General features: G+C 35.3%; 14 protein-coding genes. 10 read left to right on the plus strand and 4 right to left on the minus strand.

All coding sequences use genetic code 11. From position 1 onward, the window contains the following. The first annotated feature begins 24 nt into the window (after positions 1 to 24). The 5 genes from CEY12_RS13865 to msrA all read left to right on the plus strand — a co-directional run bounded on the left by CEY12_RS13865 (position 25) and on the right by msrA (position 6,581). Entirely contained in the window at positions 25 to 1,227 is a 1,203-nt protein-coding gene (locus CEY12_RS13865; protein ID WP_089028249.1) for a PepSY-associated TM helix domain-containing protein, read from the plus strand. Further along, positions 1,227 to 3,344, plus strand: coding sequence for a TonB-dependent receptor (locus CEY12_RS13870; RefSeq protein ID WP_089029881.1), 2,118 nt, complete (start codon positions 1,227 to 1,229; stop codon positions 3,342 to 3,344). The genes CEY12_RS13865 and CEY12_RS13870 overlap by 1 nt, the downstream gene beginning before the upstream one ends. Positions 3,345 to 3,394: 50 nt before the next feature. Next, the gene (locus tag CEY12_RS13875; RefSeq protein ID WP_089028250.1) at positions 3,395 to 4,606 is read left to right on the plus strand and encodes a PepSY-associated TM helix domain-containing protein; all 1,212 of its coding nucleotides are present in this window, start codon (positions 3,395 to 3,397) and stop codon (positions 4,604 to 4,606) included. A gap of 86 nt (positions 4,607 to 4,692) precedes the next feature. Next, the gene (locus CEY12_RS13880) at positions 4,693 to 5,661 is read left to right on the plus strand and encodes an ROK family protein (protein WP_089028251.1); all 969 of its coding nucleotides are present in this window, start codon (positions 4,693 to 4,695) and stop codon (positions 5,659 to 5,661) included. A gap of 365 nt (positions 5,662 to 6,026) precedes the next feature. Further along, the gene (msrA, locus tag CEY12_RS13885; protein WP_089028252.1) at positions 6,027 to 6,581 is read left to right on the plus strand and encodes a peptide-methionine (S)-S-oxide reductase MsrA; all 555 of its coding nucleotides are present in this window, start codon (positions 6,027 to 6,029) and stop codon (positions 6,579 to 6,581) included. A gap of 106 nt (positions 6,582 to 6,687) precedes the next feature. On the opposite strand, the gene CEY12_RS13890 is transcribed toward msrA, so the two are convergent. Then, positions 6,688 to 8,454 (minus strand): RagB/SusD family nutrient uptake outer membrane protein, encoded by a 1,767-nt coding sequence (locus tag CEY12_RS13890; RefSeq protein WP_089028253.1) that lies wholly within the window; start codon positions 8,452 to 8,454, stop codon positions 6,688 to 6,690. Positions 8,455 to 8,472: 18 nt separating this feature from the next. Continuing rightward, positions 8,473 to 11,517, minus strand: a complete 3,045-nt coding sequence (locus tag CEY12_RS13895) for a SusC/RagA family TonB-linked outer membrane protein (protein WP_089028254.1) — start codon at positions 11,515 to 11,517, stop codon at positions 8,473 to 8,475. Between the two features lie 325 nt (positions 11,518 to 11,842). Here CEY12_RS13895 and CEY12_RS13900 point away from each other — a divergent pair, with 325 nt between their 5' ends. Then, entirely contained in the window at positions 11,843 to 12,910 is a 1,068-nt protein-coding gene (locus CEY12_RS13900; protein ID WP_089028255.1) for a phosphatidylinositol-specific phospholipase C1-like protein, read from the plus strand. A gap of 86 nt (positions 12,911 to 12,996) precedes the next feature. Here CEY12_RS13900 and CEY12_RS13905 read toward each other — a convergent pair whose 3' ends face one another. Continuing rightward, a complete protein-coding gene (locus CEY12_RS13905; protein ID WP_089028256.1) occupies positions 12,997 to 14,793 on the minus strand; it encodes a metallophosphoesterase family protein in 1,797 nt (598 codons plus the stop codon). A gap of 75 nt (positions 14,794 to 14,868) precedes the next feature. Beyond that, positions 14,869 to 15,708 carry a hypothetical protein gene (locus CEY12_RS13910; protein WP_089028257.1) on the minus strand — a complete coding sequence of 280 codons (840 nt, stop codon included), beginning with the start codon at positions 15,706 to 15,708 and terminating at the stop codon, positions 14,869 to 14,871. A gap of 384 nt (positions 15,709 to 16,092) precedes the next feature. On the opposite strand from CEY12_RS13910, the gene CEY12_RS13915 reads away from it, so the two are divergent. From CEY12_RS13915 to CEY12_RS13930, 4 genes are all read left to right on the plus strand, one after another. Further along, on the plus strand, positions 16,093 to 16,293 hold the full coding sequence (locus CEY12_RS13915; RefSeq protein WP_157676826.1) for a hypothetical protein: 201 nt from the start codon (positions 16,093 to 16,095) through the stop codon (positions 16,291 to 16,293). Between the two features lie 66 nt (positions 16,294 to 16,359). Then, entirely contained in the window at positions 16,360 to 17,991 is a 1,632-nt protein-coding gene (locus CEY12_RS13920) for a tetratricopeptide repeat-containing sensor histidine kinase (protein WP_089028259.1), read from the plus strand. Positions 17,992 to 18,005: 14 nt separating this feature from the next. Then, on the plus strand, positions 18,006 to 18,671 hold the full coding sequence (locus CEY12_RS13925) for a response regulator (protein WP_089028260.1): 666 nt from the start codon (positions 18,006 to 18,008) through the stop codon (positions 18,669 to 18,671). Positions 18,672 to 18,808: 137 nt separating this feature from the next. Continuing rightward, positions 18,809 to 19,147, plus strand: coding sequence for a YegP family protein (locus tag CEY12_RS13930; protein ID WP_089028261.1), 339 nt, complete (start codon positions 18,809 to 18,811; stop codon positions 19,145 to 19,147). Position 19,148: the final 1 nt, after the last annotated feature.

Here is a 19,148-nt window from a genome sequence, read left to right on the forward strand (position 1 = left end):
CGAATATTCGGCTAACTTTTTTCTATGCATAAAAAACATCATCATAAAAAGAAGCCATCTGCTTCAAAAAAATGGTCTGCAAAGCTGCATTTGTGGTTTGGTTTATCTGTGGGTTTAATTGTATTTATTGTTTCCTTATCGGGGACTTTATATGTTTTTAAAGATGAAATTCAAAATGTCCTTCGTAAGGATGCCATTGAACTCAGGAAAGAAACTATAAAAAACCAACCTTTATCCGTTGAGCTACTGCGAGAAAAAGTGACCTTAGAACTTAATGAAAAGTATCCCATTAGCTCTGTTGAAATCCCATTGGACAAAACTAAATCTTATGGCTTCTTATACTATAAAAAAGGGAAGAAAGGCTGGAATTACTTTCAGGATGTCCTTATTAACAAACAGGTATATGTCAATCAATATACCGGTGAAATTTTAGGAGTCTACAATGAAAAGTATGACATCTTTCCGATTCTAAAATCACTTCACTGGAGTCTTCTTCTGAAATCTGAATGGGGGCCTTATGTTGTCGGAATACCTGTCGTTCTTTTTATTATCATGCTGATTACCGGAATTATTCTTTGGTGGCCACAAAATAAAAAGGCGAGGAAAGGACGTTTTTGGTTCAACTGGAAAAATGTAAAAACCTGGAAACGGAAAAATTATGACCTTCATAATGTTTTAGGCTTCTATGCTTCCTTTATCGCTTTATTAATGAGCATTACGGGAATCTATTTTACGTATCCCTATGTGAAGAATGTATTCAACTTTGCATTATCCGGTTCAATGACTCTTCCCAAAGAAAAAGAGATCAGATCCCCGGATTCTTTGGCTGCAAAAAACAATTCAGTTTTTGATCTGGCTGTACAAGAAACAAGAAGACTCTATACTTCTTCTTCAAGTTTTCGATTTCCATTAAATGGGAAAAATAAAAAAGGAAAAGATCTTAAAAATATTCCTGTGACCATTTACCAAAAAGACGGGAGATTTAGTGAAAGAAATGTTCTGATATTCGATAAATACTCAGGAAAACTATTAGCAAACAGACCTCATCAGAAATTATCAACAGCTGAAAAGTATTCCAATGCCAATTATGACATTCATACAGGATCTTACTTTGGGTTATTTGGTAAAATAATCTGGTTTATAGCCGGGCTCATCTGCACTTCATTACCTGTAACAGGATTTTTGGTATGGTGGGGAAAAAGAAAGAAACAAGGGAAAAAAATATAATGAAAAAAACTTTTTTATCAATGGCATGCCTTGGAACAGTGGCTGCTTTTGCACAAAATAAAGATACTTTACAAACAAGGAATGTTGAGGAAGTTGTATTAACAGCTTCCAGGAAAAAAGAAAGTATCAAAGAAGTTCCGAGTTCTATTACAATTGTTGGAGAAAAACAGGTTCAGTCTCAACTTACCGTCAACTCAGATATTTCAAGTATTCTTCAATATACAGTTCCTAGTTTAGGACCGAGCTCAGGGCAAACTTCCAATTCAGGACAAACGTTGAGAGGGCGCCAGGTTTTAGTACTTATCGACGGAATTCCTCAGTCTACCCCATTGAGAAATGGAGCAAGAGATATCAGATCAATTGACCCATCAGTTATTGAAAGGATCGAAGTCATTAAAGGGGCATCATCCATCTATGGCAATGGAGCAGATGGTGGTATTATCAACTACATTACCAAAAGAAGTAAATCTGATCAGAAGATTTCAGGTATTTCTCAGATTGGCATCACGGGCCAGCCGTATGGCGGAACATTAGGCTTCAGGGCAAGTCAGCTTTTATCCGGAAAAATCACAAACAAGTTCGACTATGTAGCCTCACTGGCTTATGAAAGAACAGGTTATATGAAAGACGGTGATGGCGTAAGTCTGAGTCCTACCTACAGCACCGCCAAAATGGACAACTACAATGGAATGTTGAAATTAGGTTATGATCTTAATCAAAATCAAAGAATTGAAGCTTCCTATATCGGTTATGCATCAAAATCTGATCTGGATCTAGGCTTAAAAACAGGGAAATATGGGATCACCCCTACCATAGGTGAAGGAAGAGGAAAAAATCTGGAAACAACTCCACAGGGAACTCCACGAAATCACAATTATAAATTAAGCTACGATAATAAAAATCTGTTCGATGGAACATCCCTGAATGTAAACCTTTATTATCAGGATTTCAGAACGGTATATGGATACAGTGATACTTTTCTGAATGGGGGTCAATCAAATGTTATTTCAAAGAAAAAAGGAGCCAGAATTAACCTTGACACTCAACTTTGGAATGCTCAAAATTCTCAGGCGGAAATCATTTATGGAGTTGATATCCTTAATGACCAAACTGTCCAGAAACTGGAAGACGGCCGTTACTGGACACCGGACATGAATATGACCAATATTGCTCCTTTTGCTTTAGTTAAAATTGATCTTTTAAAAAAGCTAACCATCAAAGGAGGAGTTCGGTATGAAAATATAAAAGTAAAAGCCGGAGATTTCAATACGTTATCATCCATCAAAAGTGACGGAACTTTCACACAAAGTATTTTTGTACAAGGAGGAGATCTGAAATACAATGCCTTTGTGGGAAATATTGGAGTTCGTTATAATATTGAAGATTATCTTAATCTATTCGGAAGCTTTTCACAGGCATATTCCATCAATGAACTTGGCCGAATCTTAAGAACTTCTACTCAGGGAACCATACAGAATCTTGAAACAAAACCGATTATCGTCAATAACTACGAATTCGGGGCAACGGGACAGATTTCAAAATGGATCAATTATGAAATTACATCATATGTAAGTACATCAAAACTAGGGGCATCATTTGTCCAAAGCCCTGATCGTGCATTGACGATTCAAAGATCTCCCGAAGTTGTGTATGGGGTGGAAGGCTTTTTACATTTTACTCCCGTTAAATGGATCAATTTCGGTGGAAGCTATAGCTGGATGGAAGGAATTACTTCGATAAAAAATGACGGAGACTATTCAGCGAAGATTAATAACAGCAGAATCTCAGCTCCGAAAGTCCTGGCTTATGTGCAAATAAGACCCATAAAAACGCTATCCGTAGCCTTTGATATGCTACACTCCTTTAAACAAGACAGATTTGAGCCTAATGCAAAAACCGGACAGTACGCTTATGGAGAAGGAAAAGTTGCTGAATATACTGTTTTCAATTTCAGATCAAGCTACGAAGTAAGTGACAATTGGAAGATTTCTCTAGGGATAGAAAACTTATTTAATAAGCTATACCAACCCTCAATTGCATGGTGGTCTGCACGAGACAGTGAATTTATCAACTCATTAGGAATGAGAGGAACTTTCATGATTGAATATAAATTTTAATTAAACTAAATAAAAGTTAAGCGTTATCTTTGCCAGACTTTCTATACGATATGAAGAAAAAGCATCATCCTAAAAAAAAGCCGGGATTTTTTAAAAAATGGTCCGCCAAACTGCATTTGTGGTTCGGACTGGGAATTGGTTTTTTAATTTTCATCATTTCCATTACCGGAGCATTATATGTTTTTAAAGATGAAATTGAAAATATAACGCGAAAAGATGTTATCTACCACAACGAGCAGAATATCGATCAAAAGCAGATCCTACCTATCAGGGTACTGGAAAAATCTGTTACACAACAGGTAAAGGAAAAATATCCTGTTCATTGGGTCAACATCCCTATTGACAAAAAAATGTCCTATGTTTTTTACTGGTATGAGCATAATAATAATGCATGGAACTATTTTGATGAATTTCCAGTTTACAAAGCAGCCTATGTAAATCCTTACAACGGAAAAGTCTTAAGAACTTATGATGAAAAGAATGGATTTTTCCAAATTGTAAAGATGATCCACTGGAGTTATCTGCTAAAGCAGGATTGGGGAACGTATGTAGTAGGAATTCCTGTCATTATCTTTGTCATCATGCTGATCACAGGAATTATTCTATGGTGGCCTAAAAATAAAGCTGCAAGAAAACAACGTTTTTCGTTTAAATGGAAAAACATTAAAAGCTGGAAAAGAAAGAATTATGACCTCCACAATATACTAGGCTTTTATGCCTCTATCTTTGCCTTAATATTTTCTATTACAGGGCTATTTTATGCATTCTTTGTTGTACAGGCTGCTATTTATGTTATTTTCTCAGGCGGAAATACCGTTTACCCGGACTTTTCGAATATTAAAACAAAAGCTCCTATAGAACTCAGAACGGAAGGAACTTTAGATAAGATCAGCAATACCGTTAAAGCAAAGTATCCTGATTCTTTTGGCTTTGCTATCGATCTGGGGCATGAACATATGGATGATCATGAACATCCAAATTTTGAAGTCTACGTAAAGCATCTTTCGTATTCTTACCATAAAAGCAGCAGTTTAATTTTTGATGAAAATTCTGGTGAACTCCTTCATACTCACGATCCTAAAGACAAAAATTTCGGAGAAAAAACGGTAGGAGCTAATTATGACATTCACGTCGGATCTATTTTAGGCCTTCCTACAAAGATCATTGCCTTTATTGTGAGTCTTATATGTGCCTCATTACCAGTGACTGGATTCCTGGTTTGGTGGGGAAGGAGAAAAAAGAAAACACCCAAAACAGCTTAAAAAGTTTTTTTAATAAATTCTCACTTAATAATCTATTAATACAATCTTTTTTATAATTTTAACCCTTTAGAATTATAAAAATAGAAATGTCATTAATAGATTTATCAAAACATGTTGCTCTAGGAATTGATATAGGAGGAACCAATACAAAGTTTGGAGTGGTTAACCACAGAGGAGAGGTTCTTGAAAAAGGAAACCTGAGAACGGACGAATATGAGAAGGTTGAAGATTTTATCGATGCTTTATATGAGAAGGTTCATCCCTTAATTGAAAAATACGGTGATGAAATCAACTTCGATGGAATTGGAGTCGGTGCTCCTAACGGGAACTATTATACAGGAACTATAGAACAGGCACCCAATTTACCTTGGAAAGGAGTTGTTCCCTTTGCAGAGTTAATGACAGCCAAATTCAATATGCCGTGTACCATTACCAATGATGCCAATGCAGCAGCTTATGGAGAAATGCTTTTCGGAGCAGCGCGTGGAATGAAGGATTTTATCATGATTACTTTAGGAACAGGAGTAGGAAGCGGAATTGTTGCCAGCGGAAAACTGATCTACGGACATGATGGATTTGCCGGAGAACTTGGCCACACGATTGTAAAACCAGGTGGAAGAAAACATTGGAGTACAGGTTCTGAAGGAAGTTTAGAGGCATACGCATCTGCAACGGGAATTGCGATTACCGCTAAAAAAATGAGAGCTGAATTTCCTGAATCAATCTTAAACCAATATCCTGAAGAAGCTATTAATTCTAAAACAGTGCACGAATGTGCTTTAAAAGGGGATCCGATAGCTATTGAAGTATTCAGATACACTGGACAGAAATTAGGTGAAGCTCTTGCTAACTTTGTGATGTTCTCTTCACCTGAAGCCATTCTTCTATTTGGAGGCGTTATCAAGGCTGGAGATTTTATTTTAAAACCGGCTAAACTTCATATGGAAAGAAACCTTCTTTCTATTTTCAGAAATAAAGTAAAGCTGGTTTTCAGTGAGCTTGATGAAGCAGATGCTGCTATTCTTGGAGCAAGTGCTTTAGTTTGGGAAAAATAATTGATCCTTAATTTATTAGATATACTGAGCATCCTTTAGGGGATGCTTTTTGTTTTCTCTCACCGATTTTGTGGATTGAGCAGATGTTTCTGTTTTATTATTCGTGCTTATTTGTGAAACCATTTTGTGCCATTTGTTTTTAAAACGTAGATTTCGAGAGCCTCAGTCTACAACAAGTATAATAATATCTTTAGATACAACAACAAATAACAATAGATAACGAGTATAAAAATCATGTTTTCTTGTTGATTAAGGAAGAGGAATTTCGGCGAAAAATGAAAAAGTTTTTCTTACTTTTGATTAGTTTTTTTCATTATCCTACCATGGATAAATAAAAAAAATGTAACCTAAACAATCAACTTAAAATGGATAACAATAATTTAGAGCAGATCACTTTCGGAGGCGGATGCTTCTGGTGTGTAGAAAGCTGTTTCAATATGCTGAAGGGTGTTACATCTGCTATTTCAGGATATTCCGGAGGTCACAAAAACAATCCAACTTATGAGGAAGTATGTACCGGAGAGACAGGTCATGCTGAAGTGGTACAGATCACTTATGATCCTGCCATAATATCTTATGAACAGCTTATGGATGTTTTCTTCTTCCTTCATGATCCGACCCAATTAAACAGACAGGGAAATGATATCGGTACACAATACCGTTCAGTTATCTACTATAAAGATGACGCTGAAAAGGCAAAAGCTGAAGAAGCCATTAAAGTATCTGAAGCATCAGGAAGATGGTCTGGAGAATACGTTACAGAATTGACAAAATTTGATACTTTCTGGCCAGCTGAGCAATACCATCAGGGATATTACAACGAAAACCCTACGCAACCTTATTGTAGTGCAGTGGTAGGTCCTAAAATTCAGAAGTTCAAAAAATATTTCGGAGAACTGGGAATGTTGAATGAGGAATAATTTTTAAGTTTTGCTTAAAAGCTGTGCCATTAATAAAATAATAAAAGCGAAGAGATATTTCTCTTCGCTTTTATTTGCAAAAAATAATCTGTTTATATGAGTAAAATTAGTATCCAGGGTTCTGTTTAAAATCCGGAGACGCATCAAGCGTTGCCTGAGGGATCGGGAAGATTCTTCTGTAAGGTTGAGAAGCAGGCTTAGCTGTTCCCGGAAGATCAAATTTATTGAATCTGATCATCGCTTTTCTTCTGTACATTTCCCAATACAATTCGTATCCCGATTCTTTAAATAAAATATTAGCATCTAAAGAGGCAATTGCAACTCCAGGAGCACTGTTGTATAAAGATTCACGGGTTCTGCTCGTTCTTAGTTTATTAACGTCAGCCAACGCAGCCCCCACGTTTCCGCTTCTGAAAAAAGCCTCTGCTCTCATCATATAAATTGTTCCCAATCGGTATAATGGTACATCCATTCCGCTTGTTCCGTTGTTTCCATAGCCTGGGTCAAATTCAAATTTGAAGTTTCTTACCCCTCTGTTAATCTGAGCCTGTGTAAATACAGATTCTGAAGGATTATCAAAATTCAGCTCAGGAGTAAAATCTGCAGCAAGCGTTGTGTTTTTTTCTGTAAACAATTTATATACCTTAATTCTTCCGTCAGGAGTCAGATCAAAGTTTCCATTCTGAAGAATTTTAGGACCATACTGCTGCCCAACCTGCAAACCTCTGTTGAAATGAAACCAAGGTTTTCCTGTTCCTTCTACCTTACTTGTTGATGGCACACTTACGTCTGTTCCATCATTTTTAAACCATGTTCCGTCTTCATATTGATAGGTTCTCTGGAAACGGGGATCATCATGATTTCCATCCCATGAATAATAGAATTCCGGAGTAATACAATTTGCATTTGTTCCTCTGTTGTCCGGTGACGGCTTCTGAATTCTTTCCATTGACATATAAGCCAGATCATTGTCTGAACCTTTGTCTGAACTCGCAATTTTTTTCTGAACAATAGTAAAGATCATTTCCTTGCTTGTATCATTATTGATATCAAAATTGTGGAAATAATTAGATTCTAAGCTGAAATTAGGATTATTAATCAACAAATTAGAATATGTAATCACTTTATCCATATCTGTTCCACTTCCACTCACTGCCGGCTCTAAAAAGTTGTAATTACTGGTTGCTTTATTCTTTATAACAGTCCTGTTCAGATACATATCTGCTAAAAGTGCATAAGCTGCCTGTTTTGTGAATCTTCCGGCATGTGTATTTTGAGTTTTAATATCTGCTAAGTTGGGAATAAGCCCTTCAACTTCAGTAATTAAAGCATCAATTGTAGTTTCCGCTTTTCGGATCTCAATCGGAGCATTGATATTGTCCGGGTCTCTATAAGGAGCCTGTCCAAACAAATCAATTGTAGTATAAGTATAATAAGCCAACAATCCTTTTGCCTCCGCTAAAAACAAAGCTTTATTGTTTCCATTACTTTTGCTGGCACTTGATATGGCTGTTAATGACTTTGTAATTCCAAAGTTCAATTGATTCCAGGTTGTCTTTACAACATCACTGTTCGCATCCCACGTAAATTCGTGCATTGCTCTCCATTTTCCACCATCTCCCCAGTCACTTCCTCTTGTAGGCAACAATGCCTCATCCGTAGAATATTCCTGTAAAGCAAAAACACTTCCATGGTCTACAAAAGTTCCTTCTCCAAGCTGGCTATAAGCAGCAGCCAGAGCAGCTTCAGGGTCCGCAACTTCAGAACCCAAAACCTCATCGATTACTTTTTCATCCAGATTTGTACATCCAACTAAAGCCAGTACAGAAACGGATAAAAGGATGGTATTAATATTTAAAAATTTAGATTTCATGATTTCTTTTAACTTAAATTAAAATTTAACAGTTGCCCCCAAAATGAAAGTTTTTGCAGACGGATATGTTGTATAATCAATTCCCAAAGACTGATTTCCTCCAACCTGTTTGTTGGTATCTACAAGTGGATCATAACCTGTATAGCTGGTAATTGTAAATAAATTCTGTGCACTTACATACAGATTGATGCTTCTTAAAAACTTCAGTTGGTGGATATCGAAAGTATACCCTAGTCTTACGTTGTTCAAACGAAGGAAATCAGATTTTTCAAGATATAAAGAAGACAATTGTGGCTGATTGGTAAAGCTTGCCCCTGAATCATAGAAGTTTTTCAAAACGTTTCTATCTGAAGCTAAGTTGTTGATATTTAAGTCCAATGCAGTATTATTTACCAAATACCCTCCTGTTTGTCCAATGAAAGAGAATGAAAAATCAAACTTCTTGTATTTCATATAAGAATTGATCCCAAACGTGAAATTCGGAATAGCACCTTCGAAAATCTTTCTGTCATTCTGATCAATTCTTCCATCTCCATTTATATCTTCATAAATATATTTCCCATTCGCATCAACCCCTAAATAATTATACATATAGAAAGATCCTGCTTCATATCCGTTTTTATAGATATTGGCAGTCACCCCGGAAAGTCCAGGTCCTGATACCTCACCTGAATAAATGGCGGAAACTGGAAGATTTTTCACCTCATTATTTACCGTTGCCCCATTTACATCCATGGTCCATGTGAAATTTTCATTTTTAATAATTTCTGAACCTAAGGAGAATTCAAAACCTTTATTGACGATTTCAGCATCAACATTTTTCCAAACAGTACTTGTAGGGCTTAGTGGTCTTGAAGGGATATTGAGGATAGGATCTTTGGTGGTCTTGTTGTAATATTCCAATGATCCATACAATTTGTTTTTCCATAGGCTGAAATCAGCACCAATATTCGTTTGCTCTACAACCTCCCATTTCAAATCAGGATTCACGGTTCTGTTGATCGAAACTCCATTGATCAAATCTAAATTTGGATATAAATAATACCCTGAAGCCTGTGTCAACGAAGAACTCGCCTGTGTAATTTTATTCGGAACTTCCTGGTTACCTGTCTGTCCCCAGCTTCCTCTCAATTTTAATTCATTAATGATTTGAGAATCTTTCAAGAAGTTTTCATTAGAAATCGTCCAACCTACGGCAACAGAAGGGAAATATCCATATTTGTTATTCTTTCCAAAACGGGTAGAACCGTCTGCTCTCAATGAAGCCGTTAATAAATATTTCTTATCAAAATTGTAATTTACTCTCCCGAAATATGACTGCAATTCATTTTCCTGAGCATAGCCAGCTCCCGGGACAAAAGCAGTTCCTGAGTATCCAGGATTAATTTCCGGAGCAATTCCCGCTCCCTGCGCAGCAATATCTTTTACTCCAAAATAAGTTCCTGTAGATTTGAATTTCTGATAAGAGAAACCTCCTAAGGCACTAAAGTTATGTTTGTTGAAGTTAAAATCATAGGTCAAATAATGTTCTAAAAGTATATTATATGAATCAAGATTTGCCTGAACATATACTCCTTTTGGCGTTCTGTCCGTAATGTTCGGATACATTGTTGTATTTCTTTCAGACATTGTTTTATCAATCCCTAAATTGAATTTATAATTTAATCCCGGCAAGATCCTCAACGTTGCTTCCGTATTTCCCAGTACTCTGAATGTGTTGGTTTTATCATTATAAACACTCAGTAAGTACAAAGGATTGTAATGAGCGTTCATGTTGAAATTTGTGTAATTTCCATTCTGGTCATATACAGAACGGGTAGGATTCGCCATCAATGCATGAATAATTACCTGACCATCAGACCCAGCATTTCCGCCATTAGGGATTCCGGTTTCTCTAATATCACTCGCCGTAAGATTTAGTTTAACCTTTAATCTCTTATTATCAAAGAAAGATTCTTCAGCATTTAAACGGGCTGTTGTTCTTTTAAAACCACTATTCAGAACGATACCATCCTGATCCATGTGGGAAATTGAAGCAAAATAATTTCCCGTTTCTGTAGATTTTGAGAAAGATACTGAGTGATTCTGAGAAACTGCATTTCTATAGATCTCATCCTGCCAGTCTGTATTTCCACCATGATCGTAAGATTTATCTATTCCAGCTGCCCTGTATTGATCCGCTGACATTAAATCAAGCTTTTTAATCACTGAAGAAAATCCCAGATAGGTATCATAAGTAAACATTGGATCTCCTTTTTTCCCTCTTTTCGTCGTTACCAAAACAACTCCATTCGATCCTCTTGCTCCATAAATGGCCGCAGCAGAAGCGTCTTTCAAGACAGTGATTGATTCAATATCTGATGTATTCAAAAAGTTCAATGGGTTTTTTGCCCCTGCATTTCCTAAACCAACGTTTGGTCCCGACGCGCTTACTGCATCATTACTCAAAGGAACCCCATCTACAACAAACAAAGGGGTGCTTCCACTTCTGATCGAACCAATTCCCCTGATGGAAACATTCACTCCCGCTCCCGGCTCACCGCTTGATTGTACAATACGAACACCGGCAATCTTGCCCTGCATTAAGTTATCGACAGAAATGTTCATTCCCTCTTTGAAATTTTCGGCCTTCAACTGACTTACAGCTCCTGTCAAGTCAGATTTTTTCTGAGAACCATATCCTACTAAAGTCACTTCTTCAATGGAAGTCGCTGCTTTTTTAGATTTTAAACTAAAAGAAATAGTGGTGCTTGAGATTTTTGTTTTTTGAACTTCATAGCCATCATAAGAGACGGATAAGGTTTGTCCGATAGATGCCGAGATCGTAAAGTTTCCCGATGCATCAGAGGTAGCTGTAACTCCCGTTTCTGCAACTGTAATTTTTGCGCCTTCTATAGGTGTTCCCTCCTGATCCAGAACGGTTCCGGAAATGGTCTCATTTACCTGTGAGTAAACAGGGCTAATTCTGGTAAACCCTTCTGCATTAGCCTGATTGGCAACCAGAAAGATTAATGCTATTGGAATTAGCTTTTTAAATTTAAAAAAATTAATTTTGTGGTACATATCATTAAGTAAATTGTAATAAACATTGCTTAATCAAAAGACCGCTGTTGTTCCCGCAACAGTGGTTTTTCTCAACTCTTTCACAGCTTATTTTCGGCATACAAAGTAAATTGATTTCCTTAAAAACTATTTTAACATAATATTATCTTAAAGTGAATAAAATATAAATATCTCAAAATGAGAAAATAATATTGAATTAACTATCAATAGATTACAAACACCAAATTTTATCCTATTCACATAATCTTAAAAAATTATTAACATAATATGTAAATCGTCTCATGTTAAGACTCGTTAATTTCGCTCCAATAAAAAATGACTCGAAATGAAAAAGGCAGCCGCTCTATTTCTCTATTTAACTCCACTTTATCTGGTATGGTCACAAAAGCAGAATTTAGATGATCTGAAGATGAATGAAATCCAGGTTATAGGTTCACATAACAGCTACAAAAAAGCAATTCTTCCTGAAGTTTATTCTTATTTGGCAAAAAAAGACAGCTTACATGCTTTGCCTCGAATTCAATATGAACATATTGCAATACCGAAGCAATTAGATTTAGGATTACGCAACCTTGAAATTGATGTATATGCTGACAGCAAGGGTGGAAAATATGCACATCCAAAAATTTTAGATCTTGTAAAAACAGCACAGCCTTTCGATTCTGAAGGGAAAATGAAAAAGCCGGGATATAAAATGATTCATATCACAGATATTGATTATCAAACATGGTATTACACTTTAGAAGATTGTTTGACAGATTTAAAAAAATGGTCTGAGGCACATCCAGACCATGATCCCATTTTCATTACATTGGAGCCCAAAGATGGCAAAGCCAACAGATTCGGAACAGAACCGGAACATTATACATCAAAACTCTTTGATGATCTCGATAACGAATTAAAAAAATATCTTGGTAGAAATAAAATTATTGCACCCGACGACATTCGGGGTTCTTACAAAACCCTAAACGAAGCTGTTCTTCACAAAAACTGGCCAAAAGTAAAAGAAGTCAAAGGAAAATTTCTATTTGTACTGGATAACAATGGAGAAAACCGGGATGTCTATATGAAAGGACATCCTTCACTAAAAGGAAGAATGGTATTTACCAATTCAACTCCGGGAACCCCTGAATCAGCTGTTTTATTTATGAATGACCCAAGTTCGAAAATCAACGAGTTGGTACAACAGGGTTATATTATTAGAACAAGGGCAGACGCAGATACAATGGAAGCAAGAAGTGAGGATTATTCAAGATTTGAAAAAGCTAAAGAAAGTGGTGCTCAGATCATCTCCACCGACTATTATCTACCTAGCAAGCTTTTCAAATCCAATTATAAAATCAGTTTTGAAGACAATACCTACGAGAGAAGAAATCCAGTAAACGCACAATAATTACACACGTTTTCATTCATATCAAATGGGAAAGGCAATCTTATTACGGGTTGCTTTTCTTTTTTTTCTCTCGCAGATCTTACAAATTACAATCTTTTTATCGCCTGCTTTTTCAGGTTAATTTCAAAATGATCAGAAGGATCTCCAGTCGATAGAAGTGACAAGATCCTGAAAACAGATTTTATTTGTAAAACAAAAGGGTCCTGAGATTTACTTTGTTCAAAGGATTTGATAAGAATCTGATACTCTTTCAACCTTTCTTTCGAGATATCTTTCCTCGCCAATTCATCTGCAGATTGAAATTTGTACAGATCAAGCAACAAGTCTTCAAAATGCCATCTCTCAAGTGAATTCATATCTATTCCCTTTATTGACAATTCAGATTTTGAATTTTGAGAAAGGAAAAGCAGATCTTTCCCACTTAAAGATGTTGTCTTTTCTATAAAATCTTTTGGCCAGTCATCCGGGATCATTCGTAACCGAACCAATTCTTTCAAATGAAACAACATGAAATCGTGATAAGATTTTGTCTTTAGAATATCCTTGTTCCACAAAATTTTATCCTGGCTTCTTTGTAAAGCCTCATATTCCTTTTCATACAAAGGAAATAGCTCGTTAAAATGAGGAACATTATTTACAACTTCGGTCTTAACTTCTAAGATATCCTGAGAATGAATTGTAAGTATTTTATAGCTGGGTAAATAAGCAGCTAATGAAGGAACCTGAACATTGACCAACATCTTCCCGCCTCTCTTGCTAATTCCTGTATCATTGATGTGCATATGTCCAGCAAAATGAATCTGTAAACCAGCATCTAGAAATTCCTTTGCAACCTCCTCTTCGGGAACTCTTTCCAACTGCCATTTCTTTTCGCCTAATAGATTTTTAATCTCATGTGTTGCTCCATCATTAAAATCGATCATAGGATAATGCGTAAACGCAATTAAGGTTTTACCATTAGTTTTTGCTTCCTTCACAATCTTTTTTACCCATTGAATCAAATGTTGCTTATGGGTCAAAACATTATTGTATCCAATACTCGCTCCCTTATAATTTCCAGCATCTTCAGGCCTGCGTTGACGATCTTTAGGAATATAGGTATTTCCATCAATTGCAATCATCCAGACTCCTTTTACAGGCTCTACTACATAACTCAGATCAGGAACCGAAAACCCCTTCGAAACCTCATACATTCTATTCGAATAATCTGCGTAATGCTGCGCGTTATCATAAGAATAGTTCGAATAAGGATGATCATCAAACGGAGTACTCCAATACAGATTTTCTTTTCCAGGATAAAAACCAAAGTCTTTTAATTCATCCAGAATTTCAACATATCCTGACTCTGCAATATCTTTCGTGATGATATGATTCTTTGTCCTGGTAAGGTTTTCTTTACTGTAAATTGCTAAGGGTGATCCGTCTTTTCCTAAAAAATCATCTTTCCCTGCATCCTGATGAAAAGGTCCTACTGGATCATGATTCCCTGTAGTCAAATAAAAATTGATCCCATATTTTTTATGATATGAATCAAGAATTCGGTGCAGTCCACGTAAATTATACGTTTGCCCGTCATCCGAAAAATCTCCAGGCATAGCAACAATTTTAATTCCTTTTGCGGCAATATCATCCAGTGCTTTTAAAAAGGCAAAATAATTTTCATTAAAAACTCTGGTAGAATGTAGCTGAGAATTCATGGTTCTCAAAATAGTTGCTTTTCCTGTTTTAGGATTAACAATTCCTTTAAAGTCATTATCAGAAAAACGGCCATACAAATCCTGAAAATGTACATCTGAAAGAAAAGCAATTTGCACTGGTTTTTGTTGTGCAGATAAATAAGTAAAAGCAAAAAGTAAAGTAGAGAGAATTCCTTTTTTAAACATGGTAAAAATAACCCGAAAATTAGGGGATTCTTTTAGAAAGTGTTTTAAGGGAATTTTAAATATTTGTGAAAGAAATTATTCTTCAATTTGTATTGAATCCTCTGGTTTGCCCGCATACTTAAAAATAATAAAAGGAGTCGATTTCCTAAGCTCCCTTCCATTGTTCGGATCTATACCGTCATCCGTAAAAAATTCTACAACCCCATTATATTTTGAATACCAGGTTTTTCCTAAAGCATTTTGCTCCGTTAAAGTGTCTTTGCGGGTAATCCTTTTAAAATATTTCATTTGAATAGTATCAACAGGTTTTAAATCGAGATGTGGGTTTTTAGCTTTGCAGTCAGCTAACTTATATTCACTTCCATCCCAATACATACATTCCATTGAAGGTATTGAATTCAAACCAGACATAAATCCTAATTGAGGAGCTTTCTTACTGTTTGAAAAAACAACGTTTCCCGTAACAAGACAAACCAATAATAAGATTTCCATAATCCCCAATCCATTTTGCTTTATGAATTCAGGCATTTTAAAATGCTGCTCATTACTGATATTAATAATAATATTTGACAGCTTTTCTGTTAAGGATTCTTCGTCTCGATCAACACTTATCTTAACTGTTGTCTTATTGGTGTCTTCATTCTTTTTAATAAAAGTTCTTGAGAAATCTAAAAAATCCTTATAACCCAGATACTCACTTAACTTGTCTAGCTTAACCGGTTCTATATTCGTGTCACCTGATTCTTCAATAAAAGTTTCATAGTACCTGCTAAATGTCTTATCTGATATTTTAAATGATAATTTATCCTCAAACCGCGACCATAAGTAAGCTGCCAAACCATTTTTTGTATCCTTTCCAGATTCCTCTTTTGCTTGTTTAAATACCTCCTGAATGAGTAGTTTTCTTTTGGACATAATTAGTTTTTTAAGAGCATTACAAAATAGCTGATTTTCTACCGTGTCGCATTACGGATTACCGTAAGGATATTCCTGTCCATTTCCTGTCTATCGATGTCTATGTTTTGTCTAACACATGCGTCACCTGTTGTCGCATCTTTGTCTCAGAAATCAGTTGACAAACAAAACATTATAAAAACAAATTTACAAAACTGATTTCTAAATCACCAGATAAAACGGAAGAAAACTCCGGGTTGGGAAGCAGATGTTTCTCTTCCGTTTTTGAAGGTTCTACTTCCCAAAAAATTTAAGAAGCGCTTCAAATTTTTTACCGTGTAAAACTATCTGCGATCTGTTTCGCAGGGAAGAACACGAATGCTTTAACAATAAATTTTTTGAAAAATGATTCAGTTTATATTAATGCTACTAGGCTTAGCATTTCCAAATAATAACGCTAACTCAGCATGTCATAATAACCCTACACAAATTACAACACAAACAAGTAGTGATCCAGGTGAGGGATTAGATCCGGGAGGACCAGGAAACGGTGGAAGCACAGGAGGTAATACGGGACAAAACCCTCCTCCATTTACAAATCCATAATTAATTAAAGAGCAGATTTCATACATCTGCTCTTTTTTCTTACTTTACGGGACAAAAGTAAACACCATGAATAGAATTTTATTATTGTTATTATTAGCAATACTATTTTCCTGTACAAAAAATAATTCTCAAAAAAACATTTACTATGATAAGGCCAAGGAGTTTAGAGATGCTAGTATTACCGATTCTGCTTATTACTATTTTAATATCGCCAAAAATTCATTTTTAGAAAGTCACGATTCTTCAGGAGTGGGAAGGTCATTAGTTAACATGGCTATCTTACAACAAAATAAAGGAGACTATTATGGTAGTATTGAAACTTCTCTCGAGGCCAATAAATACCTTAGAAAAACACAAGACAGTATAATCAGATTTACACTAGGCTCTAACTATAATAACATGGGAATTTGTTCATCATATCTATATGACTTTGATAATTCTGTGAAATTTTATACTCAGGCATTGAGGTATGTAAATGATCCTGAAAGCAAGTATCTTTATTCTAATAATTTTGGCGACGTTTTAACAACCTTAAGAGATTATAAACAGGCTCAACAAAATTTCAAAATTGCACTTCAAACAGTTAATAAGATTAATTATGCAAGAGCATTAAATAATCTGGCAAAAGCCAAATATTATGAGAATAAAAACTACAACCCTCTTCCTGAGTTTTCTGAAGCCCTAAAAATTAGACAAGAACAAAATGATCCTTATGCACAGAATTCAAGCTATGCCACTTTATCTGAGTATTTTTTTGACAAAGACAAGGCAAAATCTCTTGATTATGCTAGAAAAATGCTAGAAATATCAATCCAAAATAGAAGTAAAGAAGATCAATTACAAGCTTTGCAAAAAATAATAAATTTAGATAGTAAAAATTATTTAAATTATTTTAGACAGTTTCAGATATTAAACGATAGTGTCCAAATATCAAAAAGTAAAGCTAAGAATCAATTTGCTGTAGTAAGATACGATGTCGAATTGAAAAACACTGAAAATGAAAAATTAAAAACTAAAAGCTTTAAACAGGATATTGGTATTGCTGCATTATTACTTTCTTTAATTGGAGGTTGGCTGTGGTATAAAAAAAGAAGAAAGATACTTCAACAAGAAAAAGAACTAGAAATAAAAAACACTCAGCTCAAACTCTCCAAAAAAGTACACGATGTGGTAGCCAACGGAATTTATCAGGTGATGACCAAGATTGAAAATCAGGAGAGTTTTAGCAAAGATGAGGCTTTAGATGAACTAGAGTTTGTCTACGAGAAATCCCGGGATATTTCCTACGAAAAAACAGACCTTAAAAATGATGAAAGGAATTTCAGCGAAAAAATATCGGAACTTATTGGATCTTTTAATAATAACAATGTAAACACTTATCTTGCCGGAAATGATGAAAGCATTTGGATGGATTTAAAAGAATCAACATTTGCAGAGGTTTATCAGGTTTGTCGTGAATTGCTTGTCAACATGAAAAAACACAGCAAAGCAGATCGGGTTGTTTTCAGGTTTGAAAAAGAAAATAACCTCATCAAAATTTATTATACAGATAATGGAATAGGCATTCCGGGAGACGTTATCTATAAAAATGGTCTGTCCTCTACGGTTTCCCGTATAGAAACAATCAAAGGAGAAATTATTTTTGACACCAAAACCGAAAGAGGACTGAAGATCAACATTTCATTTCCTGTTTCTTAAAAACTAAAAAAAGAATGTTCAAAAAAATTTTAATCGCTGAAGACCATGAAAGTATTAACCTTTCGGTACAAAAAACACTGGAGGATCTTAACATTCCGAATGTTGATTATGTATATTATTGTGATGACGCATTGGCAAAGGTTCAGAAATCAATCCGGGAAAACGAGCCTTATGATTTATTGATTACCGATTTATATTACGAAGAAGACCATCGGGAGCAAAACATTAAAGACGGAAAAGAATTAATCCAAAAAATTAAGGCAATTCAACCCTCTTTAAAGGTCATTGTTTTTTCTGCCGAGCACAAATCGGGAATCATTGATTCTCTTTTCAAAGATGATCACATCAATGGATATGTTCGTAAAGCGAGAAATGATTCCAAAGAGCTGAAAAAATCAATTGCCTCTGTTTACATTAACGAAAACTACCTCTCTCTCGATTTAAAACAGGAAATAAAAAAACTTAACAGCTATGAGTTTTCAGCTTATGAAATCACCCTTGTTTCACTTCTTTCAAAAGGAGTCCTGCAAAAAAACATTCCTGATCTGCTGCAGGAAAAAAACATAAAACCTCATAGTTTAAGCAGTGTAGAAAAAAAATTAAACAGTTTAAAGGAGGATCTTCAGGTAACAAGTAATGAACAACTGGTTGCTTTTTGCAAAGACCTTGGAATCATTTAAAGACAAATTTTCCATTCTCATTTAATAAAAACCTTTCAAAAAATTGAAAGGTTTTTTCTTTTTTGCCCGTTTTACGGATTCCCGTAAGGATTGATTTTGAAAGGGTTATACTTTTGGAATGTTAAACAAAAACAATCATGGGAAAATTTGTAATTACTCAGAGAATTAATAATGAGTATCAATTCAATCTTAAGGCCGGAACCGGAGAAATTATTCTAATGAGTGAAGGCTATATGCAAAAAGCATCCTGCCATAAAGGAATAGAGTCCGTAAGAATCAATTCACAAGATGATTCAAGATACGACAGAAAAGTTGCTGTAAATGGTAAAGATTACTTCGTTCTGAAAGCCAGAAATGGAGAAATCATTGGTAAAAGTCAACTGTACAGTTCAAAAACAGCAATGGAAAATGGAATCCATTCCGTGAAATCCAATGCTCCTACCGCAGAAATTATTGATGAAACCCTTAACAACTAAA

It is taken from the genome of Chryseobacterium sp. T16E-39 (genome assembly GCF_002216065.1).
GTDB lineage: Bacteria > Bacteroidota > Bacteroidia > Flavobacteriales > Weeksellaceae > Chryseobacterium.